This window comes from Streptomyces sp. NPDC096193 (assembly GCF_040302905.1).
Classification (GTDB): Bacteria; Actinomycetota; Actinomycetes; order Streptomycetales; family Streptomycetaceae; genus Streptomyces.
This window is the reverse complement of record NZ_JBEOSJ010000034.1, coordinates 3,720-27,685: the sequence shown is the minus strand read 5'-3', so window position 1 is coordinate 27,685 and position 23,966 is coordinate 3,720. Positions and strand designations below refer to the sequence as shown.

The window sequence follows — 23,966 nt, the reverse complement described above, 5'->3', positions numbered from 1 at the left end:
CCCCACAGCCCCAGGCCGGTTACGGCTTCCCGCAGCCCGGTCAGCCCGGCCCGGGTCAGCCCGACCCCGGCCAGCCGGGCCGGCCGCCCCACGTACCCCCGCAGGGACCGCCCCCGGGCGCCCCCGTCGATCCGCGTGCCGGTGCCGCGTGGCCCACGCCGGTCACACACGACCAGCGTGAGCGGTCCGTGCCGGGCGCGCCGCTCGGGTACACCGCCGCCGTCGAGCTGTCCTCCGACCGCCTGCTGCGCAACAACAAGCAGAAGGCCCGGTCGAGCCGCAACCCGTCCGGCGCCGCCGCCCGCTTCAAGCTCGGCGGCAAGAAGGAGGAGGCCGAGCGGCAGCGGAAGCTCGACCTCATCCGTACGCCGGTGCTTTCCTGCTACCGGATCGCGGTCATCAGCCTCAAGGGCGGTGTCGGCAAGACCACGACGACCACCGCGCTGGGCTCGACGCTGGCCACCGAGCGGCAGGACAAGATCCTGGCGATCGACGCCAACCCGGACGCCGGCACGCTCGGCCGCCGGGTGCGCCGGGAGACCGGGGCGACGATCCGCGACCTCGTGCAGGCGATCCCGTACCTCAACTCGTACATGGACATCCGCCGGTTCACTTCTCAGGCCTCCTCCGGCCTGGAGATCATCGCGAACGACGTGGACCCGGCCGTCTCGACGGCGTTCAACGACGAGGACTACCGGCGCGTTCTGGAGGTGCTGGGCAAGCAGTACCCGATCATCCTCACGGACTCCGGCACCGGGCTGCTCTACAGCGCCATGCGCGGTGTGCTCGACCTCGCCGACCAGCTGATCATCATCTCCACGCCGTCCGTGGACGGCGCGAGCAGTGCGTCGACGACGCTGGACTGGCTGTCGGCGCACGGGTACGCGGACCTGGTGCAGCGTTCGGTCACCGTCATCTCCGGTGTCCGCGAGACCGGCAAGATGATCAAGGTCGATGACATCGTCCAGCACTTCCAGACCCGCTGCCGCGGTGTCGTCGTGGTGCCCTTCGACGAGCACCTGGCGGCGGGTGCCGAGGTCGACCTGGACATGATGCGCCCGAAGACCCGCGAGGCGTACTTCAATCTGTCCGCGCTGATCGCCGAGGACTTCGCCCGGGCCCAGCAGCAGCAGGGCCTGTGGACCGCCGACGGCAACCCGCCGCCGACCATGGCCCCGCCCATGCCGGGCCACCAGCAGGCGCCGGGGCAGTATCCCGCCCCGCAGATCCCCGGACAGCAGATCCCCGGACAGCAGATGCCGGGCGGGCCCGCCCCCGGTCAGGAGCCGTATCCGCCGCAGCAGCCCCACCCGCAGGGCCCGCCGCCGCACCCCCAGGGCCAGCAGCCCTACCCGCCGCAGGGGCAGCCGCCGCAGCCGTACGGCGGTCAGCAGCCGCCCCAGCAACCCTATCCGCCTCAGGGATGGCAGCAGCAGCCCCCGGCGCAGCCCGCCGGAGCTCCGCCGCAGCCGGGGCACCCCGGCCAACAGGGGCAGCAGGCCGGTCCGGGGCAACCCGATTCCCAGGGGAACGTTCCGCCCGCCGAGTGGATGCAGCAGCAGCCTCCGCAGCCGCCGCCAGCCCCTCAGCAGTAGGGCGTCAGAGGTCTGAACCAATGAGGGCCCGCACCGTCTCCACGGTGCGGGCCCTCAGCGCATTCCCGCAGACCACACCACGTTTGACGCGCCGTTGACGCGCTCGACCACCGCTGATAAACCTTCGCTTCACCAGCTGGCGAACCAGAGAAATGAGCCCCGCCTCCACGCGGGACTCCACAGCGAGTGATGACGCGAGGTCACGCCCCATGGTCCACAAGGATTCGTCCCGCACTGCCCGGCAACGCCCACGGTTCCTCCGCCTTCTCCTCGCCTCGGGCCTCGCTGCCTCCGCGCTCGTGGCCGTACCGCAGCAGCCGGTCCAGGCGGCCGACGACGAGGGCAAGAAGGTGCTCACCGTCGCCGTGTCGCAGAGCGTGGACTCGCTGAGCCCGTTTCTGGCGCAGCGTCTGGTCAGCACCACCGTCCACCGGTTGGCCTACGAGTACCTCACGAATTACGACGTGAAGGACGGCCGCACGATCCCCGGGCTCGCGACCGAGTGGAAGTCGTCACCGGACAAGCTGACGTGGACCTACACCATCCGCAAGGACTCCAAGTGGTCCGACGGGAAGCAGGCGACGGCCGAGGACGCCGCGTGGACGTTCAACAAGATGATGACCGACGAGAACGCCGCCACGGCCAACGGCAGCTTCACGTCCAACTTCAGGACCGTCACCGCGCCCGATCCTCAGACGCTGGTCATAGAGCTGAAGAAGCCGCAGGCCACGATGACGGCGCTGGACGTCCCGATCGTGCCGCGGCATGTGTGGGAGAAGGTCGGGGACTTCTCGAAGTTCAACAACGACAAGCAGTTCCCGATCGTCGGCAACGGCCCCTTCGTCGTGACGGACTTCAAGGTCGACCAGTTCGTCAAGCTGAAGCCGAACAAGGACTTCTGGCGCGGCGCGCCCAAGTTCGACGAGCTGGTGCTCAAGTACTACAAGGACGGTGACGCGGCGGTCGCGGCTCTCCAGAAGGGCGAGGTCTCCTTCGTCCAGGGCCTCACACCCGCCCAGGCGTCCGCGCTGAAGAGCGCGAAGAACATCAAGGTCAACGACGCTCCGGGCCGCCGCTTCTTCGCCCTGGCCGTCAACCCGGGTGCGAAGTCGAAGGACGGCAAGACGTTCGGCAGCGGCCACAAGGCCCTGCTCGACCCGGTCGTGCGCAAGGCGCTCTTCCAGGCCACCGACCGCAGGACGATCGTGGACAAGGTCTTCCAGGGTCACGCCGTCGAGGGCGAGGGATACATCCCGCCGCGCTTCGGCTCCTACTTCTGGAAGCCGGCGGCCACCCAGAAGATGGCGTACGACCCGGCGAAGGCGGCCACGCTGCTGGACCAGGCGGGCTACAAGAAGAACAGCAGCGGCAAGCGCGTCGGCAAGGACGGCAAGGCGCTCGACTTCCGCATCCTGTGCCATGCGACCGACCCCAACGACAAGGCGATCGGCAAGTACCTCCAGGAGTGGTGGGGCGAACTCGGCATCGGGCTCAAGGTCGACTGTCTCGACAACGTGTCCGACCCCTGGCTCAAGGGCGACTACGACCTGGCCTTCGACGGCTGGTCGGTCAACCCCGACCCGGACTTCGTCCTGTCCATCCACACCTGCGCGGCGCTCCCGGCCACGCCGAAGGACACCGGCGCCACCGACAACTTCATCTGCGACAAGCAGTTCGACCAGCTGTACGCCCGGCAGGCGGCCGAGTATGACGCGGCCAAGCGGGCCGATCTGGTGAAGCAGATGCAGTCGCGGCTGTACGACACGGGTTACATGAATGTCCTCGCGTATCCGAACGCGGTCGAGGCGTACCGTACCGACCAGATCAAGTCCATCACGACGATGCCGGAGGCGGCGGGCAACCTCTGGGGTCAGGACGGGTACTGGAGCTGGTGGTCGGCCGAGCCGGCCGCCGGTGACGGCGGTTCCGACAGCGGCTCCTCCACGGGCGTCGTGCTCGGCATCGGCGCGGCCGTGGTCCTCGTCGCCGCCCTCGGAGTGTTCGTCGCGATGCGCCGCCGGTCCACCGCGGAAGACCGTGAATAGCCGATGAGCACCACCAGCACGACAGGCACCGCCACCGCGGTGGCGCGGGTCCCGGAGACTCGCGCCGCCGGGGGGAACGCGCGGGCCTATCTCCTCTATGTGGCGGGCCGGCTGGGCGGCGCGGCGATCTCGCTGCTCGCCGTGCTCGTCACCAGCTTCTTCCTCTTCCGGATCATCCCCGGTGACCCGGTGAAGGCCATGACACACGGCATGCCGACATCTGCCGAGCAACTGGCCACGCTGCGCAAGCAGTTCGGGCTGGACCAGCCGATGTGGCAGCAGTTCACGGACTACTGCGGCAAGGCGCTGACGGGCGATCTGGGCATGTCGTACCAGTTCCGCGCGCCCGTCGGCGAGCTGATCGCCCAGAAGGTCCCGGCCACGCTGCTGCTCACGGGTGTCGCCGTGGTCGTCTACTCGGCGATCGGCCTGTGGCTCGGCACCCGCTCCGCCTGGCGGCACGGCAGCCTGGGCGACAAGGTCAACACGGGCGTGGCGCTGACGCTGTGGTCGGTGCCGTCCTTCTGGCTGGGTCTGCTGCTGATCATCACCTTCTCGGTGGGCGTCGGCCCGATCCCCGGACTGTTCCCCACCGGCGGCATGGAGTCGGGCGACGAGACGGGCTTCGCCTATCTCGCCGATGTCGCCCACCACATGGTGCTGCCGGTGATCACGCTGGTCGCGGTCGGCTATGCGCAGACGCTGCTGGTGATGCGGTCCTCACTGCTGGACGAGATGGGCAGCGACTATCTGACGACGGCACGGGCGAAAGGGCTGCGCGACGACGTCGTGCGCCGCCGGCACGCCGTGCCCAACGCCCTGCTGCCCACCGTGACCATGGTGTTCATCAATCTGGGCCATGTGGCGGCCGGCTCGATCCTGGTCGAGACTGTGTTCTCCTGGCCGGGGCTGGGCGGCCTGTTCTACCAGGCCCTGAGCGTGCCCGACCTGCCGCTCGTCCAGGGCCTGTTCGTGGTCTTCGCCGGCGCGATGATCGTGATGAACCTCCTCGCCGACCTGCTGTATCCGCTGCTCGACCCCCGGGTGGGCCGATGACGACCGCAACCACCGTCTCGTCGCTGACGTGGGCGCGCCGCCGCGACTCGGTGAGCCGCTTCTGGCGCTCGTACCGTACGCACCGGGCCGGGCTCTTCGGTCTCGGAGCGCTCGTCCTGATCGCCGTGATCGCGCTCGCCGCCCCACTGCTGGTCGGGGACGACGTGCAGAGCGTGACAAACGCGCCGGGCACCGCGCTGGAACGTCCGAGCGCCGAATTCCCCCTGGGCACCGACCAGTTCGGCCGGTCCCTGCTCGGTCTCCTGGTGTGGGGGGCCCGGATCTCCCTCACCGTGGGTCTGCTGGCCGCCGCGCTGTCGGTCGCCATCGGGACGGTCGTTGGGATCATCGCCGGGCACTACGGCGGCTGGTTCCAGACCGTGCTGATGCGGATCACCGACTGGTTCCTGGTGATGCCGGCCCTCGTGCTGGCGATCGTGCTGGCCACCGTGATGTCGCGCAGCGTGTGGACCGTGGTCCTCGCCATCGGCGTGACCAGCTGGCCGACGACGGCACGTCTGGTGCGGGCGCAGACCATCGCGGTCGAGTCGCGGCCCTACATCGAACGCGCCAAGGCGCTCGGCGGCGGCCACGGGCACATCATGAGCCGCCATGTGCTGCCGAACGTGATGCCGCTGGTCCTCGCGCAGACGACCCTCGGCATCTCGACGGCGATCCTCACCGAGGCGACGCTCGCCTTCCTCGGCCTCGGTGATCCGACCGTCGTCTCCTGGGGCGGCATGCTCCAGGACGCGCGGGAGGCGGGTGCGGTCTCCTCCGGCCACTGGTGGTACCTGGCACCGCCCGGACTGGCGATCGCGCTCGTGGCGCTGGCGTTCACCCTGTGCGGGCGGGCGATCGAGTCCGTGCTCAACCCGAGGCTGGGGGTGGCGCGTTGAGCCTCCTGGAACTCAAGAACCTTCAGGTGACGTACGGTTCCGGTGCCCGTGCCGTGCCCGCCGTACGGGGTGTCGACCTCACGCTCGCGGCGGGACAGAAGCTGGGCGTCGCCGGTGAGTCCGGCTGCGGCAAGTCGACGCTCGCCCTCGCCCTGCTGCGTCTGCTGCCCGCCTCGGCACGCCTGAGCGGACAGATCCTGCTCGACGGCGAGGACGTGTTGAGCATGCGGTGGGGGCGGCTGCGCGCCGTGCGGTGGGCGGGTGCGTCGATCGTCTTCCAGGGCGCGATGCACTCGCTGAACGCGGTACACCGGATCGGCGACCAGATCGCGGAGCCGATTCTGCTGCACCAGAAGGCCACACCCGCCGTCGCGAAGAAGAAGGTCGGGGAGCTGCTCCAGCAGGTGGGGCTGCCGGTGGCGCGCGCCGACGCCTATCCGCACGAGCTCTCCGGCGGTCAGCGGCAGCGCGTGATGATCGCCATGGCTCTCGCCTGCGCTCCGCGCCTGATCGTGGCGGACGAGCCGACGACCGCGCTGGACGTCATGATCCAGGCGCAGATCCTGCGGCTGATCGAGCAGTTGGTGGCCGAGCAGGACATCAGCCTGCTGATGATCAGCCACGACCTGGCGGTGCTGGCCGACACCTGCGACCGCCTCGCGGTCATGTACGCCGGCCGGATCGTCGAGGAGGGCCCTGCCCGTACCGTGTACGACTCCGCCCAGCACCCCTACGGCCGGGCGCTCTCCGACGCGTTCCCGCGCATCGGCGACATCGGCTCCCGCCGGGCGCCGCGCGGGCTGCCGGGCGATCCGCCGGACCCGGCCGCTCTGCCCACCGGATGCACCTTCCATCCCCGCTGCCCGGTGGCCCTGGACATCTGCGCGGACGCGGACCCGGAGCTCGTGTCGGCCGGGGACACCCATCGGGCCGCGTGCGTCCACGTCGGCGCGGCGGTGGAGGAACAGCTGTGACCCAGGAGCCCGTCATGACGCCCACTCCCCTGCTCTCGGCCGCAGGTCTGCACGTCACCTTCCCCGGACGGCGTGGCGGCCCGTCCGCCCGCGCCGTCGACGGGGTGGACCTCGACATCGGCGCCGGCGAGATCGTGGCCCTGGTCGGCGAGTCCGGCTGCGGCAAGACCACCCTGGCGCGCTCGCTGCTCGGTCTGGTGCCGCCCACGTCGGGGCGTGTCACCTTCGGCGGCAGCCCGCTGGAGTACGGCTCGCGTGCGCTCAAGTCGTACCGCAAGCGGGTCCAGCTGGTCCTCCAGGACCCGAGCGGGTCCCTCAACCCGCGGCACACGGTGTACGACGCCGTGGCCGAAGGCCTGCGGATCCACGGGTACGAGGGCGACGAGCGCGCGGCGGTCGCGGAGGCGCTGTCACGGGCTGGGCTGCGTCCGCCCGAGCGCTTCTTCCTGCGCTATCCGCACGAGCTCTCGGGAGGCCAGCGCCAGCGTGTCGTCATCGCCGGCGCACTGGTCCTTCAGCCCGAACTGATCGTCGCGGACGAGCCGGTGGCCTCGCTGGACGCGTCCGTACGCGGCGAGATCCTCGCGCTGTTGCTGCGCCTACGGGACGAACTGGGCCTGTCGGCCCTGGTGGTGACGCACGACCTCGGTCTCGCGTGGAACATCGCTGACCGGGTGGCGGTGATGTACCTGGGGCGGATCGTGGAGACCGGCACGGTGGAGGAGGTCCTGACGTCTCCTCAGCATCCCTACACCCAGGCCCTCTTGTCGGTCCTTCCGGAATCCGAGATCCCGCCCGTCGTCCTCACCGGCGAGCCCCCGGACCCCTCCCGCATCCCGGCCGGCTGCCGTTTCCACGCGCGCTGCCAGGTGCTGTCCTCGGGCGAGGCGGACCGGGCGGGAGTGTCGGGCGACTGCCGCACGAAGGAGCTGCCGGTACTGGGGAGCGGAGCGGTGGCCGGAGTGGCGTGCCACTGGGCGTCGGCGTGAAGCCGGCGGGGTGTTGAGCTCGACGAGCGTGCGGTTGGAGGCGGGCCGGATCCCCTTCGGGCGACGGCCCGCCTCCGGTGCCCTTACGCGGTGCGGGCTTCGAGCTCGGCGAGGACCCGGCGTGCGGTGTCGACGCTCGACTGCGGGTTCTGCCCGGTGATCAGGTTGCCGTCGACGACGACCTTGCTCTGCCAGGCCGGACCCGCGTCGATGACGGCACCGAGCTCCCGAAGGCGCGTCTCGACGAGGTAGGGGGACGCGTCCCCGAGTCCCCCCTGCTTCTCCTCCTCGTCGGTGAACGAGGTCATCGAGCGCCCGGCGAAGACGAAGCCGCCGTCCTCGCGGGTGGCGCTGAGCAGGGCGGCCGGTCCGTGGCAGAGCGCGGCCACGAGCTTTCCGCGCGCGTCCGCCTCGACGAGCAGCCCGGCGAGGTCGGCGTCGTGGGCGAGGTCGGCCATCGGGCCGTGGCCGCCGGGGATGAAGACGGCGTCGTAGTCGCCGACCGACACCGCGTCCAGGGCCAGCGGGGCGGCGAGGTCCTGCGCGATGTCGTCCAGGTACGCGCGGAACCGTGCCGCGTCCGCCTCCTCCACGCCGCCGCGCTCGTCGAGGCTGATCGGATCGACGGTGGGGGCGGCGCCGCCCGGGGTGGCGATGTCGACCTCGGCCCCGGCCTCGCGCATGAGCCGGTGGGAGGCGGCGAGCTCCTCGGCCCAGAAGCCGGTGGGGTGGTCGGTGCCGTCGGCCAGCGTGAGGCTGTCGGCGGCGGAGACGATCATGAGGATCCTGGCCATCGTGTTCTTCTTTCTCGTCGTTCTCGGTCGGACGCGTCGGGCGATCGCTCGCTTCCTTCGCGTACCTCGTCGTGGTCGACACAACCACGGAATCATCAGCGTTAGTCCAGTAGGCTGGTTTCAGTCATCATGATTCTTATGGCTGAGGGGTTGCGTGGTGGATCTCGAGCTGCTGGCCACCTTCCTGGAGATCCACCGGGCGGGATCGCTCACCACCGCCGCCACCCGGCGCGGACTCTCCCAGCCGGCCGTGAGCGGCCAACTGGCGCGTCTGGAGCAGGAGATCGGGGAGCCGCTGTTCGTGCGCTCGCGTCGCGGGGTGACACCGACCGCGCGCGGCGACGACCTCGCCCGGCGCGTCGGACCGCACCTCGACCGGCTGCGGTCCGCCGTCAGCGACGGTGACACCGGCGGGGACGCGCTCCACGGTCAGGTTCATCTCGCCGGCCCGGCGGAACTCGTGACCGCCCGCGTCGTCCCCGCTCTCGCGCCGCTGGCGGCCCGCGGGCTACGACTGCGGATCAGTGTCGGACTGGCCGACGATCTGCTCTCGGCCCTCGCCAACTCCCGCCTGGACCTCGTCGTCTCCGCCGTCCGGCCCACCCTCAAGAACGTGGCGGCGACACCGTTCGCGGACGAGGAGTTCGTGCTCGTCGGACCGCCCACGCTGGCCCGCACCGTCGATCCCGCCCTGCTGGCCACGGATCCGGTCAAGGCACTGGGCGCACTGCCCCTGGTCGCGTACGCCGAGGAGCTGCCCATCATCCGCCGCTACTGGCGCTCGGAGTTCGGCCGCCGGCCGTCCAACGAGGTCGCGGTCGCCGTGCCCGACCTCCGCGCCGTGCTGGCGGCAGTGGTCGCCGGAGCGGGTGTCTCGGTGCTCCCCCGGTACCTCGCGGAGCCCGCCCTGGCCGCGGGCTCGGTGGAGCTGCTCCACCGACCGGATGTGGCACCGCTCAACACGCTGTATCTGGCCACCCGCGTCGGCGGTCTCGCCCATCCGTCCGTGGCGCTCGTCCACGACCACCTGATGAAGCGCTCACGCCTGTGGGGAGCGCTGTGACCGGCGCCGGCCGCGGACAGGACCGGGCGTCGAGGGCGTCTACAGACCCGCCGTCAGCGCGCGGCACTTCTTGACGTCCGCGGCGATCGCCTCCAGCAGCGCCTCGATCGACTCGAACTTCTCCTGGCCCCGCACGTACGCCAGGAAGTCCACGGCCACATGCAGTCCGTACAGATCCAGACCCACCCGGTCGATCGCGTACGCCTCCACCGTGCGTTCCGTGCCCTCGAACTGCGGGTTGGTGCCCACCGAGATCGCCGCCGGCATGCGTTCGCCGTTCGCCGTCAGCCAGCCCGCGTACACGCCGTCCGCCGGGATCGCCGTGTGCGGAAGCGTCTCCACGTTCGCGGTGGGGTAGCCCAGCTCGCGGCCGCGCTGTGCGCCGCGCACGACCACGCCCTCCACCCGGTGCGGGCGGCCCAGGATCTCGTTCGCGCCCTCGATGTCGCCCTCGGCGACCAGCCGCCGTGTGAGCGTGGACGAGAACGGCTCGCCGCCGCCTGCCTCACCCGAGACGTACAGATCGACGACCTCGACCCCGTAGTCGTACGTGGGGCCCAGCTCCGCGAGGAACTCGACGTTCCCCGCTGCCTTGTGGCCGAAGCGGAAGTTCGGTCCCTCGATCACCGCCTGCGCGTGCAACTTGTCGACGAGCACCTTCACGATGAAGTCGGCCGGCGACAGCTTCGAGAACTCGGAGGTGAAAGGCAGGATCAGCACCGCGTCCACGCCCAGTTCGGCCATCAGCTCGGCGCGCCGGTGGTGCGGGGCCAGCAGCGGCGGATGACTGCCGGGACGCACGACCTCGCTGGGGTGCGGATCGAAGGTGACGACGACCGACGGCACCGACAGCTCACGTGCCCGTTCCACCGCCCGCCCGATGATGAGTTGGTGCCCGCGGTGCACCCCGTCGTAGGAGCCGATGGTGACGACGCTGCGTCCCCAGTCCTGGGGGATGTCCTCCAACCCACGCCAGCGCTGCACTGTGACCGCTCCTCGCCCGAACCTGTGTCTGGATTGCCGATTACGCAGGTCTAAGACTGCCATGCCCGCGGCTTCCGGCACGCATCGGCACCGGGCTGCCCAGCGTCTCCACCATCCGCCGTGCGCTCGGACCGACGACCGCCGCCCACTCCTGCGGTGCTCCGGCCAGCCAGCCCGCGACCTGGGCGGCGAACCCGGGCACCTCGCGGGCCAGCTCGACGAGGCGACGGTCGAAGCAGGTGGCGCCCTCGGGCGTACGGACGAGGAGCATGCCGGTGCGGTGGACCAGATCGCGGGTACGGGCCTGCGGCCGGGTCGCGCAGCCGAGCGCGGCGGCCCGCAGCACCGCGTCGAGGACGGACAGATCACGGCTGCTCCGCGATCTCTGCGGCGCGACGCGTCCGTACCCCGGTGTGTCCGCCACGGGCCCGTACCCCGGTGCGTCCGGCGCGGACCCGTACCCCGGCGCCGGCCCGAACACCGGCTCCTGTTCCCGCTCCTCGCAGTCCAGCAGGATGTCGAGCAGCTCGGACCGCAGCGCCCTCGACGCCACCGTGCCGGGGGCCGCCAGCACGGGTGCCAGCGCACGGCGCACCTGGCACGGCCGGCCCCGCAGCAGCCCCCTCACCAGGGGAAAGAGGACAGCTCGGGCAGCAGGCCCCTGTTCCAGGCGGCGCTCGACGTACGCGGCGGCGTGCGCCGCGCCCTCGGGCCGGTGATCGAGGTACTCGCCGACCAGCGCCGCGGCCCGGCGCGCCAGGACCGGTTCGTCGACCTCCGCCAGGGCTCGCAGCACCTCCGCCGCCCCTTCCCCGGGCTGGTGCAGCCGCTCCCGGAAAGCGGCGAGCACCGGCTCGGGGTGGGTGGTGAGGGCCACGGCGAGCGCGCTCACCGGCAGCCGCGGATCCCCCGCGGTGAAGGCGGCCAGCGCCCTGCCGAGGTGCCGGGAGCGGGTGTGCGGGTCGCGGACGAGGAGTGCGAGGGCGGGCCCGTGCAGCGAGGTGTCGCCGGCCCGGGCGAGGAGGGCGAAGGCTGCGTAGCGCAGCAGTTCACGGTCGGCCTCGCTGGTGACCCGGGCGGCGGTGACCGGTCCGTACGCGGCGGCCGCGACGCGCCGCTCCGGCCGCGGATCGTGGGCCCAGCGGTCGACGGCCCGGCACAGGGCGGACGGCTCGTCTTCGGCGAGCGCGGCGAGCAGTTCGTCGGCGCGGGGGTGCGCGGTGGCGACGAGGGCCTCGGTGAGGCCGTCGACGGCGAGGTCCCGGCGGGCGTAGAGCAGCGCCTGAGCGGCGCCCGCGACGGTTGGCCGCAGCTCCGCGCCGGGCTCGGCGGGCAGCGGTGTGGTGTCGGTGAACCAGCGGCACAGCAGCGGCTGTACGACCGAGGGGCTGTCGGCCAGGCGTGCGGCGGCGGCGTCCAGGTAGCGGGGAAGGCGGCGGGCCCCGGGAGGACCGTCGGCGGGCACGAGCCGGCGCAGCAGATCCAGCCGTTCTGCCTCGGGCACGTTAAGCCGCTCCCAGAACCAGGGCCCGAACTCGCCGAATCCGCCGAGGTGTTCGGGACCGCCCTCGCGTACGGAACGCCGGGTGATCCGGTCGGCGAGCAGCCGCAGGACGGGGAGGTGGGCACGCGCGTCGGGAACCCGCAGCAGGGTTTCGCCGAGCAGGTGGGCACCCCACCAGCGTGCGTCGTCGACCCGGTCCTGCGCGGCCCGGTCCCCCGCCACGGTCGCATCCGGTGCCACCGCGGCCCCAACGCCCGCGGCCCCCTGCGGATGGCCCCGGTGGCAGCCGGCGGAGTCCTCGCGCACCTCGTCCAGGCGTTCCAGCGCATCGATCAGCTCCTCCAGACGGCGGTTGAGCGCGGCGGGGCCGTGCACCCGGTCGAGCAGGAGCAGCGCCTGGACGACGGGGCCGATGCGATGACGCGGTACGGCGAGCGCCGGGGCGCGTCTCCCGCCCGACCCCGGTGGCGGCGGAACGTGTCCGCCGCCACCGCCGCTCGCTCCCGGCCTCGACGGCAGCCCCGCCGGCGCGCTCGCGTGCCAGCGGTGCACCAGGGAGTGCAGGGCGGCGTCCAGGTCGAGATGGGCGCCCTGGACCCAGTCGGCCGGTTCCTCGTGGGCGAAGCGGTAGCCGGCGCCGGCGGGGACGAGCAGGCCCTCGGTGAGAACCGCCGACGCCCAGCCGGTGCGCCACGGGAAGATCTCCTCGAACGACTCGCGGTCCAACTCCCCCTGCCCCGGCCCCAGACAGCGCCGTGCGGCCTCGTGGACCCGTCCGGACACTCGCGCCGCCAGCCGGCGCACGGCGGCCCCGCGGAGCGGTGGCCGGGAGGCTGCCGCGATGCGTACGGCGATCCGCAGGCACAGCAGGTCCAGATGCGCGGTGAAGATCTCCTCGCGGCCGGGCCGGCCCGGTACGTCGCCGGGCAGGGCCTCGCGGACCTCGGCGAGCAGTCGCAGGGCCAGCGGATGCCGTTCGTCGGCGGCGTCGATGGCGTCGGCGGTCAGCCCGTACCGTTCGCGCGCCTTCGCCGCCTCGTCCGCCGAGAGGTCGCCGACGCGGACCGCGGGCGGCAGCCGAAGCGCGGGCCGGGCCGGCCGGTGCAGCACCTCCGGCGGGCACAGCGCCCCTGCTTGCTCCCAGTACTCGGGACGGCAGCCCACCACCATCCGCACCCCGCAGGCGCTGAGCCATTCGACCGTGCCCGCGGTCCAGTCGGCGAGCCGGTGGGCCAGCCGTGGCGGCATCTCCTCGGGCCCGTCCAGCAGAACCATCAGCGGGCGTCCTGCGGCCCGGGCCAGGCGGGCGACCCGTTCGGGCGTGACGAGTTCCATGTCGCCGTGCGCGCCCGACGCGGCGAGGATGCGCCCGGCCTGTCGCAGCGTGCGGGCGAAGGCGTCGGCGACGGAGGTGTCGTCGGCGTGCAGATCCGCGCCGCGCAGCCACACCGTGGGCGCGGGGTGGGCACCCTGACCGCGGCGGCCGGCGAGCGCGGTGAGTTCGGTCGTACGACCGGTGCCGGGATCGCCGACGAGTCCCATGACGAGGGCGGTGAAGGAGCCGAACTCCCGCAGCAAATCGGGCCGTTCGACCGGGGGCGGCCAGGCGCTGGGAACGCCGACCGCGCCCGGGGAGGTCGCGGTGAGTTCGAGGACTGCGGCGAGGTTGAGGTCGTGCCCGTAGGCCGGGACCGTCGCGGCATTGCGCCGCAGCAGGTCGGTGAGGGGCCCGTCCGCGGGCGCCGCGGCGGTCCGCAGGGGCAGCGCGAATCCCGCCGCTCGATGTCCGCTCTGGAGTGCCGTGCCGAGGACGGCGAGCACGGCGCCCGTCGAGGCGTCGAGCACGGGTCCGCCGGCGGCCCCGCCGCCCAGTCGCAGCGCGTCGCTGCCGTCCGTCCCGATGGCCAACTCCACTGCCTCGGCGACGAGATGGAAGCGGTCGGTTGCGGTGTAGGTCACCTGTGCCGATCCGAGGATCCGGGCCTCGCGCCAGCCGCCGACGGGCAGCCGGACGTATGTCCCCGCCTCGATCCGCTCACGCGTACCGATCGGCAGGGGCCGCACGCCGAGGCCGTCGGTGCGCACCAGCGCGAGGCCGGCCTCCGGCAGCGGGGTGATGGCGTCGGCCTCCGCGAGGCAGGTCCGGTCGCCGGGCGCGTGCAGCACCACCCGCACCAGCCCGTCGACCGCCTCATGGCTGGTCACGACCGTGCCGAGGTGGTCGGCCACGAACCCCGTGCCACGCGGCCGCCCCGCCAGATCGCAGATACGTACCAGCGTTGCCAGGTCCCCGCGTCCCATGGTGCGACGGTAGGTCGGCAGTGATCAGCGGGAGAAGTACGCATCTCGAACGCGCCCCCGAGTGCACCCGTGGTTCACTCCGAGCGCCTGCTCGATGGGGTGAATGCAGGGTGCCCGGTGGATAGACACCGTCCGAGGGGGATCGTGGAACGGGCAGCGACCCTGCCCGTTCCACGATGGGACCCTGCGCGCTCGGTACGAACCGGCCGGCGTCCCGCGGGACCGGTTCCGCCCGGCGGACGGTCAGCCGAAGACGGCGAGGCTTTTGGCCTTGCCCTTCTGCTCCTCGACCAGGGCGATGAAGCGTCCGTCGGGTCCGAACGCGGCGACCGGGGCGCGGTCGAAGGCCGGCATGTCCAGCCGTACGCCGTTGATCAGCAGCCGGGAGCGCTTCTCGTCCACGTCCCAGCGCGGGAACGCCGCCTCGGCGGCCTCCGCGATCGGCATGACCGTGAGGTCCTTCTGGAGCTCGTCGAGCGTCCTCGCCGAGTCCAGCCCGTACGGGCCGACGCGGGTACGCCGCAGCGCCGTGAGATGACCGCCGACGCCGAGACCGGCGCCGAGGTCACGCGCCAGCGCGCGGATGTACGTCCCGGACGAGCAGACGACGGAGACGATCAGGTCCACGACCGCGGTCCCGTCCTCCGCGACCGCTTCCCGCACGTCGTAGACCTGGAACGAGGAGACCGTCACCGGACGGGCCGGGATCTCGAACTCCTCGCCCCCGCGCACGCGCGCGTAGGACCGCTTGCCGTCGATCTTGATGGCGCTGACCTTGGACGGCACCTGCATGATGGCGCCGCTCAGGGCCGCCACACCTGCGTCGATACCCTCCCGGGTGACCCCGGAGGCGTCCACGGATGCCGTGATCTCGCCCTCGGCGTCGTCGGTGACGGTCGTCTGACCGAGCCGGATCGTGCCGAGGTACTCCTTCTCGGTGAGCGCCAGGTGCCCGAGGAGCTTGGTGGCCCTCTCGACGCCCAGCACCAGGACTCCGGTCGCCATCGGATCGAGTGTCCCCGCGTGTCCGACACGACGGGTCTTCGCGATCCCGCGCATCTTGGCGACGACGTCGTGCGAAGTGAAGCCGGACGGCTTGTCGACGATGACAAGGCCGTCCGGCGTCTTGTTCTGCTGTGTCATTCCGAGGCTTCGTCCTCGTCCTCGGGCTTGCGGTACGGGTCCGCCTCACCGGCGTACGCGGCGCCCGAGGACGCCTCCCGCACCTTCGCGTCCGAGGCCCGTGCCTTGTCGAGCAGGTCCTCGATCGTCTTGGCGTTCTCCGGGAGGGCGTCCGCCACGAAGGCCAGGGTGGGCGTGAACTTGGTGCCCGCCGCGGCGCCGACCGCGGAGCGCAGAACGCCCTTGGCGCTCTCCAGTCCGGCAGCGGCGCTGGCACGGTCCTCGTCGTCGCCGTAGACCGTGTAGAAGACCGTGGCCTCCCTCAGGTCACCGGTCACCCGGGTGTCCGTGATGGTCACGTGCGTGCCGAGCCGCGGGTCCTTGATGCCGCGCTGCAGCTTCTCGGCGACCACCTCCCGGATGAGGTCCGCCAGTTTCTTCGCCCGCGCGTTGTCGGCCACTGGTCCTTCTCCTTCTTTGCCTTGCCATCAGTCTTCGTCGCTGTGGAGCCTGCGTCGAACGGACAGCAGCTCCACCTCCGGCCGGCCGGCGACAAGGCGCTCGCACCGGTCGAGTACGTCCGTGAGGTGCCCCGTGTCCCCGGAGACCGCCGCGAGGCCGATCTCTGCCCTGCGGTGGAGGTCCTGGTCTCCGGTCTCCGCCACGCTCACCGCGTACTTCCGGTGGAGCTCGGCGACGATCGGGCGGACCACGGAGCGCTTCTCCTTCAGCGACCGTACGTCGCCGAGAAGCAGATCGAAGGACAGTGTCCCCACATACATGGATGTATCCGGATGTCCCGCCGGTTCGGGTTCATGACGCCTGCCAGGGTTTGGCAGGGACACAAGAACCGTACACGCAGCGGCCGGGGCCGCTCGACGGAGTTTTACCCGTCGAGCGGCCCCGACCGATGCTGCGCGGATCAGCCGCGGGGCTTCTCCCGCATCTCGTACGTCGCGATGACGTCGTCGATCTTGATGTCGTTGAAGTTACCGAGGTTGATACCGCCCTCGAAGCCTTCGCGGATCTCGGTGACGTCGTCCTTGAAGCGGCGCAGACCCTGGATGTTGAGGTCCTCCGCGATGACCTTGCCGTCGCGGATGAGCCGGGCCTTGGTGTTGCGCTTGACCTCGCCGGAGCGGATGAGAACACCCGCGATGTTGCCCAGCTTGGACGAGCGGAAGATCTCGCGGATCTCCGCCGTACCGAGCTCGACCTCTTCGTACTCCGGCTTGAGCATGCCCTTGAGGGCCGCCTCGATCTCCTCGATGGCCTGGTAGATCACCGAGTAGTACCGGACGTCGACGCCTTCGCGCTCCGCCATCTGCTGGGCACGCCCGGCAGCGCGGACGTTGAAGCCGATGACGATGGCGTCGGAACCCATCGCCAGGTCGATGTCCGACTCCGTGACCGCACCCACACCGCGGTGCAGCACCCGGATGTCGACCTCTTCGCCGACGTCGAGCTGGAGCAGCGAGGACTCGAGAGCCTCCACCGAACCGGACGCGTCGCCCTTGATGATGAGGTTGAGTTCCTGCACCAGACCGGCCTTGAGCGCCTCGTCCAGGTTCTCCAGGGAGAACCGGACGCCCTTGCGGGCGAAGTTGGCGTTCCGCTCACGGGCGGCACGCTTCTCGGCGATCTGCCGTGCGGTGCGGTCCTCGTCGACGACCAGGAAGTTGTCGCCGGCGCCGGGGACGTTGGTGAGACCCAGGACCAGGACGGGAGTGGACGGAGCCGCTTCCTCGACATTGTTGCCGTTGTCGTCGAGCATCGCCCGGACACGGCCGTACGCGTCACCGGCGACCATCGTGTCGCCGACGCGGAGCGTTCCGCGCTGGACGAGCACGGTGGCGACGGCACCGCGGCCGCGGTCGAGGTGAGCCTCGATCGCAATACCCTGCGCGTCCTGCTCCGGGTTGGCCCGCAGGTCGAGCGAGGCGTCCGCGGTGAGGACCACGGCCTCCAGCAGGGAGTCGATGTTCAGACCCTGCTTGGCGGAGATGTCGACGAACATCGTGTCGCCGCCGTACTCCTCGGCCACCAGACCGAACTCGGTGAGCTGACCGCGCACCTTGGTCGGGTCCGCGCCCTCGACGTCGATCTTGTTGACCGCGACCACGATCGGCACATCGGCCGCCTTGGCGTGGTTCAGCGCCTCGATCGTCTGGGGCATCACACCGTCGTTCGCCGCCACCACGAGGATCGCGATGTCGGTGGACTTGGCACCACGCGCACGCATGGCGGTGAACGCCTCGTGACCCGGGGTGTCGATGAAAGTGATCTTGCGCTCTTCGTCGTTGACCTGGGTGGCGACCTGGTACGCACCGATGTGCTGCGTGATACCGCCGGCCTCGCCCGCAACGACGTTCGTCTTGCGGATCGCGTCCAGCAGTCGGGTCTTACCGTGGTCGACGTGACCCATGACGGTCACGACCGGCGGACGTGCGACGAGGAACTCCTCGCCACCCTCGTCCTCGCCGAACTCGATGTCGAAGGACTCGAGAAGCTCGCGGTCCTCCTCCTCCGGGCTGACGATCTCGAGGACGTAGTTCATCTCGTCCGCGAGCAGGCGCAGCGTCTCGTCGGAGACGGACTGCGTGGCAGTGACCATCTCGCCGAGGTTCATCATCACGGCGACGAGCGACGCCGGGTTGGCGTTGATCTTCTCCGCGAAGTCGGTGAGGGACGCACCGCGCGACAGACGGACGGACTGTCCGTTGCCACGAGGCAGCATCACACCGCCGACCGACGGGGCCTGCATGGCCTCGTACTCCTGGCGCCTCTGCCGCTTCGACTTACGGCCACGACGCGCCGGACCGCCGGGACGGCCGAACGCACCCTGTGTGCCACCACGGCCGCCGGGACCACCCGGACGTCCGCCGAAGCCGGGACGGCCACCGCCGCCGCCGGGACCACCGGGACGACCGGCGAAACCGCCGCCACCGCCACCGGGACCACCGGGACGACCGGCGAAGCCGCCGCCACCGCCACCGGGACCACCGGGACGACCGGCGAAGCCGCCGCCGCCACCGGGACGACCGCCGCCAGCACCGCCGGGACGACCGCCGCCGCCGGGACCACGGCCACCGCCGCCACCACCGGGACCGCCACCAGGACGGGGACCGGCAGCAGGACGCTGCGGCATCATGCCCGGGTTCGGGCGGTTACCGGCAGGACCGCCGCCGCCACCGGGACGGGGCGCCTGCGGACGCGGCATGCCGCCGGGAGACGGACGAGCGCCGCCCTGGCCCTGGGGCCGGGGAGCGCCGCCGGGACCACCCTGCGGACGCGGGGCGCCGGGAGCGCCGCCGCCGGGGCGGGGAGCGCCACCCGGACGGGGCGCCTGCGGGCGCGCCATTCCGGTGGAGCCACCCGAGGTGAAGGGGTTGTTGCCCGGACGGGGACCGGCCGGACGGCTGCCACCGGGGCGCGGTCCGCCCTGGCCCGCGGGACGGGCCGGACGGTCGCCGCCGCGGCCACCGTCGCGCTGGCCGCCGTCACGCTGACCACCGTCGCGCTGACCGCCGGCCGGAGCCGGACGGGCAGGACGCGGAGCGGGGGCACCGGGACGGGGGGCCTGCGGGGCGGCGGGCTGCGCCGGGGCAGGTGCGGAGAACTCGGCCGCAGGAACCGGAGCCGCCGGAGCGGGCTTGGCCGGCGCGGGCTTGGGACCCGGGCGGGGTCCGGAAGCCGGTGCGGTCGAGGGAGTGCTGCTCGCCGGAGCCTCGGCTGCGGCCGGCTTGGGGGCCGGGACGCCGGGCTTGGGGGCAGCGGGACGGGCCGACGACGCCGGGGAGGGCGCGCCGGGCGTGGGGGTACCGCCCGCGCGGTTTGCCGCTGCGGGGGAAGGCGCGGCCTTGCGGGGCGCGCCGGGCTTCGCAGCGGACTTGCCGGCGTTGCCGCCGGGCCCCTGCAGTGCGTCAGTCAACTTGCGTACAACCGGCGCCTCGATCGTCGAGGACGCCGAACGGACGAATTCACCGAGTTCTTGGAGCTTGGCCATGACGACCTTGCTCTCAACCCCGAACTCCTTGGCGAGTTCGTATACCCGGACCTTAGCCACTTCGCTCCTTTTAGGTCCGGGTTACCGCCGGACCGTCGCTACTTCATGGGCGTACTCATCGCGTACTCATCGAGTGCTCATCGCAATCTCGACCTACTTCCAACTCGCGAGGTACCTGACCGCACGGGGTTCCGTGCCGTACTTCTCTTCCTTACGGTGCTGCCTGCTCGACGTACCGCCGTACTCCAGCCGTGTCGAGCGGTCCCTGGACCCGGAAGGCCCGTGGGAAAGCCCGGCGGCGTACAGCCAGGTCGAGACAGACCGAGGCGGGGTGTACATACGCACCCCGGCCGGGCAGCGTACCGCGATCATCGGGGACACATTCGCCACCGACCACCACGATGCGCAGCAGATCGCTCTTGGCCGCCCGCTCCCGGCATCCCACACATGTGCGTTCAGGGCATGCGCGGTCGTGCGTCCGGCCAGACACGTCTAAGTCTACCTCCCCGTAGCGACCTCACCCCTTCGGGGCAAAAATCGAACGATCGTTGTCTCGATCCCGGTGAGGCGCCCCGATCATGGAACAGCGCTCAGCCCGGTGACATTCCTCAGCCCTGGTCGGGGCCGTGGTCGTCGCTCTGCTCCGTGTCCGGGCGGATGTCGATGCGCCAGCCGGTGAGACGGGCGGCCAGACGGGCGTTCTGCCCCTCCTTGCCGATCGCCAGTGACAGCTGGTAGTCGGGGACGGTCACCCGGGCCGAACGCGCGCCGAGATCCACGACCTCGACCTTGCTGACGCGGGCCGGCGAGAGGGCGTTGGCCACCATCTCGGCGGGGTCGTCCGACCAGTCCACGATGTCGATCTTCTCGCCGTGCAACTCGGCCATGACATTGCGGACCCGGCTGCCCATGGGCCCGATGCAGGCGCCCTTGGGGTTGAGTCCGGAACGGGTGGAACGGACCGCGATCTTGGTGCGGTGACCGGCCTCGCGGGCGATCGCCGCGATCTCGACGCTGCCGTCCGCGATCTCCGGGACCTCCAGCGCGAAGAGCTTCTTCACCAGGTTGGGGTGGGTGCGGGAGAGCGTCACGGACGGGCCGCGCACACCCTTCGCCACCCGGACGACGTACGTACGCAGACGCAGACCGTGGGTGTACTCCTCGCCCGGGACCTGCTCCTGCACCGGCAGGATCGCCTCGAGCTTGTCGTCCAGCTTGACGAGGACGTTCTTCGGGTCCTTGCCCTGCTGCACCATGCCGGCGACGACATCGCCCTCGCGGCGGGCGTACTCGCCGAAGGTGACGTCGTTCTCGGCGTCCCGCAGCCGCTGCTGGATGACCTGGCGGGCGGTGGTGGCGGCGATACGGCCGAAGTCCGAGGGAGTGTCGTCGAACTCCTTGGGCTCCTGGCCCTCCTCCAGATCGGCCTGCTCCTCCTTCGCCCACACGGTCACATGGCCGGTGTCGCGGCTGAGCACGACACGGGCGTGACGGCGGCTGCCGTCGGTGCGGTGGTACGCGATGAGGAGGGCCGACTCGATCGCCTCGACCAGCAGGTCGAAGGGGATCTCCTTCTCTTGTGCCAAGCCCTTCAGGAGCTTCACGTCGATGTCCACGGCTACGCCTCCTCTTCCTTCTTGTCCTTGCGGCTGAACTCGATCTCCACGCGAGCCTTGGCGATCTCGGCGAAGGCGACCCGGCGGGCGGTGGGCTTGCGGCCCTTCACGCCGGGCACCTCGAGGTCGAGCCCCTCGTCGTCCACGGCCAGGATGCGGGCCACCACGTCCCCGCCCTCGGTGAGCTGAAGCTTCACGAGCCGGCCGACGGCACGCACGTAGTGGCGGTGCTCGGTCAGGGGGCGGTCCGCGCCGGGCGAGCTCACTTCGAGGACGTACTCGTCCTCGCCCATGGCATCGGTCTCGTCGAGCTTGGCGGAGATGGCGCGGCTCAGCTCGGCACAGGCGTCCAGCGTGGCGCCTTCGTCGGAGTCCACGATGATCCTCAGCATGCGACGCCGGCCGGCCCGGGACACCTCGATCTCTTCCAGATCCAGGTCCGCGGCGCTGACGAGCGGTTCCAGCAGCCCGCGCAGCCTCTCGCTCTGGGTGGTGCTCATCCGGGTGACTCCTCGGCCGCGTGTGCTGTTGTGGGATCGTCGCGTGTCAGATCAAAGGGTATCCGGTCCCGAGGGGTGTTGCCGTCCACCTGCACGGCACCCGCAGGTACGCTCGCCTGCGGCGATGATCACGAGATGCCGAGGGAGAGACGCGTGGGGCGCACGGGGACGACACGCAGACGTGCGCTCATGGCGACGGGTGCGGCCGCGGCGGTGGTGTTGACGGGTTGTTCGGACCGCCCGGCGGCCGAGACCCGGACCTCCGGCCCGGCGGGCGACCCGGCCCGGGCGGAGAAGTCCCTGCGCAAGCGCCTGGCCGCGGCGAGCGGGTCCCTGCGGGACCACTACGACGCCACCATCACGCGGCATCCGGCCCTGGCCGGGCGGCTCACCCCCCTGCGCACGGCGGTGGCCGCGCACGTCACCGCGCTCGGCGGGACGCCCCCGGTGGCCCTCGCGGCGCCGGTCCCTACGGTTCCCGCGGAGGCGCTCGCCTCGCTCGCCAGTGCGGAGAAACGTGCCTCCGGGGCGCACACCGCCGCTCTGGACGAGGCCCCGCCCGAACTGGCCCGCCTGCTGGCGTCGGTCGCCGCCGCCTGTGCGACGCACGTCTACCTGCTGACGAACGGGGCCGCGCGATGAGCACGGACGAGGTCCTGAAGGCCCTTCAGGCGGCGCTGGCCGCGGAGCACGCCGCGGTCTACGGCTACGGAGTCGTCGGCGCGCGGGTCGGCGAGGCCCGCCGGGCCGAGGCCACCGCGGCGCACGGAGCGCACCGCGCCCGGCGGGACGCACTCGTCCGCACCGTGCGGGACCTCGGCGGCAAACCGGACGCGGCAGCAGCGGCGTACGCCCTGCCCTTCGCGGTGCCGGACACGGCCGCTGCCGTGCGCCTCGCGGCGGTGCTGGAGGACCGGGTCGCGGGCGTCTGCTCCGATCTCGTACGGGCCGCCGACGGCAAGCTGCGGCGCGAGGCCGCCGGAGCGCTGCGGGAGGCGGCGATGCGTGCCGTGCGCTGGCGCGGCAGCGGCGTAGCCTTTCCTGGGCTCGCCGAGCGGGCGGCCGGGCAGTGAAAGGGAAGCACACACGTGGGTTTTGAAGCGCCCCGGCGTCTGGTTCGGGCGCTCGGCGAGAGCGACGACTGGCTCGGGCTGCTGCCCGCGCTCACCGACGAGACGGTGTCCCGGGAGGGGCTGGACGTCGAGCGGGTGATGGCCCCGGGGGGCCGGAGCAGTCTGGTCGTCCTCGTACGCCTGGAGAACGGCACCCCGGCCGCGCTGAAGCTCGCCCCGCCGGTGGCCGCGCCCGCGCTGGAACGGGCCGCGCTGGAGCACTGGGACGGCTGGGGCGCGGTACGCCTGCTCGCGGCTCCCGGCGACGCGCTGCTGCTGGAGCGGCTGCACCCGGAGGTGAGCCTGCGCTCGCTGCCGGAGGCGAAGGCGCTGCTGGAGGCCTCGGGGATCGTACGGCGGCTGTGGGTCGAGCCGCCCGCGGGACACGGCTTCGAATCGGTGGCGGAGCGCACGGCACGGCAGGCGGAGGCGATGCGGGTCTCGGCGGAGACGTCCTCGGAGGCGACGTCGGCGCTGGTGTCCGAGGCGCTCGCGGCCCGCGACGAACTGACCGCCGCGCCGCCGGAGACGCTGCTGCTGCACGGCAACTTCCGCCAGGGCAAGGTTCTCGCTGGCGACCGAACGCCGTGGCTCGCGGTGGGCCCCGAACCGCTGGTGGGTGAACGCGCCTACGACCTGGCGCGGCTGGTCCGCGACCGGGTGGAGGACCTGATCGCCGCGTCCTCGGGGGCGTCGGCGGCCCGCCGCCGGGTGAAGAAGCTGGCGGACTCGCTGGAGGTGGACCCGGACCGGCTGCGGGGCTGGACGCTGTTCCGCGCGGTGGAGTCGGCGACGAGGGCGCGGTCGTCGGGGCGGGCGCAAGAGGCGGAACTGGGCCTGGAGTTCGCGAGCTGGCTCTGAGGTGCGGCCGGCCGTGTTCCACGGCGGCCCGGGGGTGGCGCGCCGTGAGCCGCCCCCGCCATCGCTGCCGGGCACGCCCTGCGGGCGTGTCCTCGAACGCCGGACGGGCTGACATTGCCCCGCACAAAAAGCCGGGCCAACCCAGCCCGCCGGGGCAACAGGCCGCACATCAAGCCCCGCCGACGATTGAGGTGCGGGGACCGGGGCAGCGCCCCGCGAACCGCCCGCGCCCTCACCGCCCGGCACGCCCTGCGGGCGTGTCCTCGAACGCCGGACGGGCTGACATGGCCCCGCACAAAAAGCCGGACAAACCAGCCCCGCCGAGGCAACAGGCCACACATCAAGCCCCGCCGGCGATTGAGGCGCGGGGCCCGGGCCAGCGCCCCGCGAACCGACCGCGCCCTCACCGCCCGGCACGCCCTACGGGCATGTCCGCAAACCCGGACAGACTGACATGGCCCCGCACAAAAAGCCGGACAAACCAGCCCCGCCGAGGCAACAGGCCACACATCAAGCCCCGCCGGCGATTGAGGCGCGGGGCCCGG

General features: G+C 71.8%; 20 protein-coding genes. 10 read left to right on the top strand and 10 right to left on the bottom strand.

Annotated elements, in window-relative coordinates; all coding sequences use genetic code 11:
• The 6 genes from ABTX78_RS32565 to ABTX78_RS32540 form a co-directional block, all read left to right on the top strand.
• Positions 1-1,595, top strand: a 1,595-nt coding sequence (locus ABTX78_RS32565; RefSeq protein WP_352210381.1) for a MinD/ParA family ATP-binding protein, incomplete at its 5' end; no start/stop codon positions are given.
• A 209-nt stretch (positions 1,596-1,804) separates the two neighbouring features.
• A complete protein-coding gene (locus ABTX78_RS32560) occupies positions 1,805-3,640 on the top strand; it encodes an ABC transporter substrate-binding protein (RefSeq protein ID WP_352210380.1) in 1,836 nt (611 codons plus the stop codon).
• Between the two features lie 3 nt (positions 3,641-3,643).
• A complete protein-coding gene (locus tag ABTX78_RS32555) occupies positions 3,644-4,696 on the top strand; it encodes an ABC transporter permease (protein WP_352210379.1) in 1,053 nt (350 codons plus the stop codon).
• Positions 4,693-5,595: an ABC transporter permease gene (locus ABTX78_RS32550; RefSeq protein ID WP_352210378.1), complete on the top strand. Its 903-nt coding sequence runs from the start codon at positions 4,693-4,695 to the stop codon at positions 5,593-5,595. The genes ABTX78_RS32555 and ABTX78_RS32550 overlap by 4 nt, the downstream gene beginning before the upstream one ends.
• Entirely contained in the window at positions 5,592-6,569 is a 978-nt protein-coding gene (locus tag ABTX78_RS32545) for an ABC transporter ATP-binding protein (RefSeq protein WP_352210377.1), read from the top strand. Before ABTX78_RS32550 ends, ABTX78_RS32545 begins: the two co-directional genes overlap by 4 nt.
• Before the next feature lie 14 nt (positions 6,570-6,583).
• Entirely contained in the window at positions 6,584-7,558 is a 975-nt protein-coding gene (locus ABTX78_RS32540; protein ID WP_352210376.1) for an ABC transporter ATP-binding protein, read from the top strand.
• Positions 7,559-7,641: 83 nt separating this feature from the next.
• Here ABTX78_RS32540 and ABTX78_RS32535 read toward each other — a convergent pair whose 3' ends face one another.
• On the bottom strand, positions 7,642-8,352 hold the full coding sequence (locus ABTX78_RS32535) for a type 1 glutamine amidotransferase domain-containing protein (RefSeq protein ID WP_352210375.1): 711 nt from the start codon (positions 8,350-8,352) through the stop codon (positions 7,642-7,644).
• A 154-nt stretch (positions 8,353-8,506) separates the two neighbouring features.
• On the opposite strand from ABTX78_RS32535, the gene ABTX78_RS32530 reads away from it, so the two are divergent.
• Complete coding sequence (locus ABTX78_RS32530) at positions 8,507-9,415, top strand: LysR family transcriptional regulator (RefSeq protein WP_352210374.1); 909 nt, start codon at positions 8,507-8,509, stop codon at positions 9,413-9,415.
• A 39-nt stretch (positions 9,416-9,454) separates the two neighbouring features.
• Here ABTX78_RS32530 and ABTX78_RS32525 read toward each other — a convergent pair whose 3' ends face one another.
• The 9 genes from ABTX78_RS32525 to rimP form a co-directional block, all read right to left on the bottom strand.
• Positions 9,455-10,399, bottom strand: a complete 945-nt coding sequence (locus ABTX78_RS32525; protein WP_313943768.1) for a bifunctional riboflavin kinase/FAD synthetase — start codon at positions 10,397-10,399, stop codon at positions 9,455-9,457.
• Positions 10,400-10,439: 40 nt separating this feature from the next.
• Positions 10,440-14,204 (bottom strand): trypsin-like peptidase domain-containing protein, encoded by a 3,765-nt coding sequence (locus ABTX78_RS32520; RefSeq protein ID WP_352210373.1) that lies wholly within the window; start codon positions 14,202-14,204, stop codon positions 10,440-10,442.
• A gap of 243 nt (positions 14,205-14,447) precedes the next feature.
• On the bottom strand, positions 14,448-15,347 hold the full coding sequence (truB, locus tag ABTX78_RS32515) for a tRNA pseudouridine(55) synthase TruB (RefSeq protein WP_352210372.1): 900 nt from the start codon (positions 15,345-15,347) through the stop codon (positions 14,448-14,450).
• Positions 15,344-15,787, bottom strand: coding sequence for a 30S ribosome-binding factor RbfA (gene rbfA / locus ABTX78_RS32510; RefSeq protein ID WP_313943771.1), 444 nt, complete (start codon positions 15,785-15,787; stop codon positions 15,344-15,346). Before rbfA ends, truB begins: the two co-directional genes overlap by 4 nt.
• 27 nt (positions 15,788-15,814) lie before the next feature.
• The gene (locus ABTX78_RS32505; RefSeq protein WP_313943772.1) at positions 15,815-16,108 is read right to left on the bottom strand and encodes a DUF503 domain-containing protein; all 294 of its coding nucleotides are present in this window, start codon (positions 16,106-16,108) and stop codon (positions 15,815-15,817) included.
• Positions 16,109-16,248: 140 nt separating this feature from the next.
• Positions 16,249-19,392, bottom strand: a complete 3,144-nt coding sequence (infB, locus tag ABTX78_RS32500) for a translation initiation factor IF-2 (protein WP_352210371.1) — start codon at positions 19,390-19,392, stop codon at positions 16,249-16,251.
• Positions 19,393-19,543: 151 nt separating this feature from the next.
• Positions 19,544-19,822, bottom strand: a complete 279-nt coding sequence (locus ABTX78_RS32495) for a YlxR family protein (protein ID WP_352210370.1) — start codon at positions 19,820-19,822, stop codon at positions 19,544-19,546.
• A 118-nt stretch (positions 19,823-19,940) separates the two neighbouring features.
• On the bottom strand, positions 19,941-20,948 hold the full coding sequence (nusA, locus tag ABTX78_RS32490; protein WP_313943775.1) for a transcription termination factor NusA: 1,008 nt from the start codon (positions 20,946-20,948) through the stop codon (positions 19,941-19,943).
• 2 nt (positions 20,949-20,950) lie between these two features.
• Positions 20,951-21,448, bottom strand: a complete 498-nt coding sequence (rimP, locus tag ABTX78_RS32485; protein WP_313943776.1) for a ribosome maturation factor RimP — start codon at positions 21,446-21,448, stop codon at positions 20,951-20,953.
• Positions 21,449-21,601: 153 nt separating this feature from the next.
• On the opposite strand from rimP, the gene ABTX78_RS32480 reads away from it, so the two are divergent.
• From ABTX78_RS32480 to ABTX78_RS32470, 3 genes are read left to right on the top strand one after another with little or no spacing between them, the layout of a single operon-like run.
• The gene (locus ABTX78_RS32480; protein ID WP_352210369.1) at positions 21,602-22,090 is read left to right on the top strand and encodes a hypothetical protein; all 489 of its coding nucleotides are present in this window, start codon (positions 21,602-21,604) and stop codon (positions 22,088-22,090) included.
• The gene (locus ABTX78_RS32475) at positions 22,087-22,521 is read left to right on the top strand and encodes a ferritin-like domain-containing protein (RefSeq protein WP_352210368.1); all 435 of its coding nucleotides are present in this window, start codon (positions 22,087-22,089) and stop codon (positions 22,519-22,521) included. The genes ABTX78_RS32480 and ABTX78_RS32475 overlap by 4 nt, the downstream gene beginning before the upstream one ends.
• A 15-nt stretch (positions 22,522-22,536) precedes the next feature.
• Positions 22,537-23,421: an aminoglycoside phosphotransferase family protein gene (locus ABTX78_RS32470; protein ID WP_352210367.1), complete on the top strand. Its 885-nt coding sequence runs from the start codon at positions 22,537-22,539 to the stop codon at positions 23,419-23,421.
• The last annotated feature ends 545 nt before the right edge of the window (positions 23,422-23,966 follow it).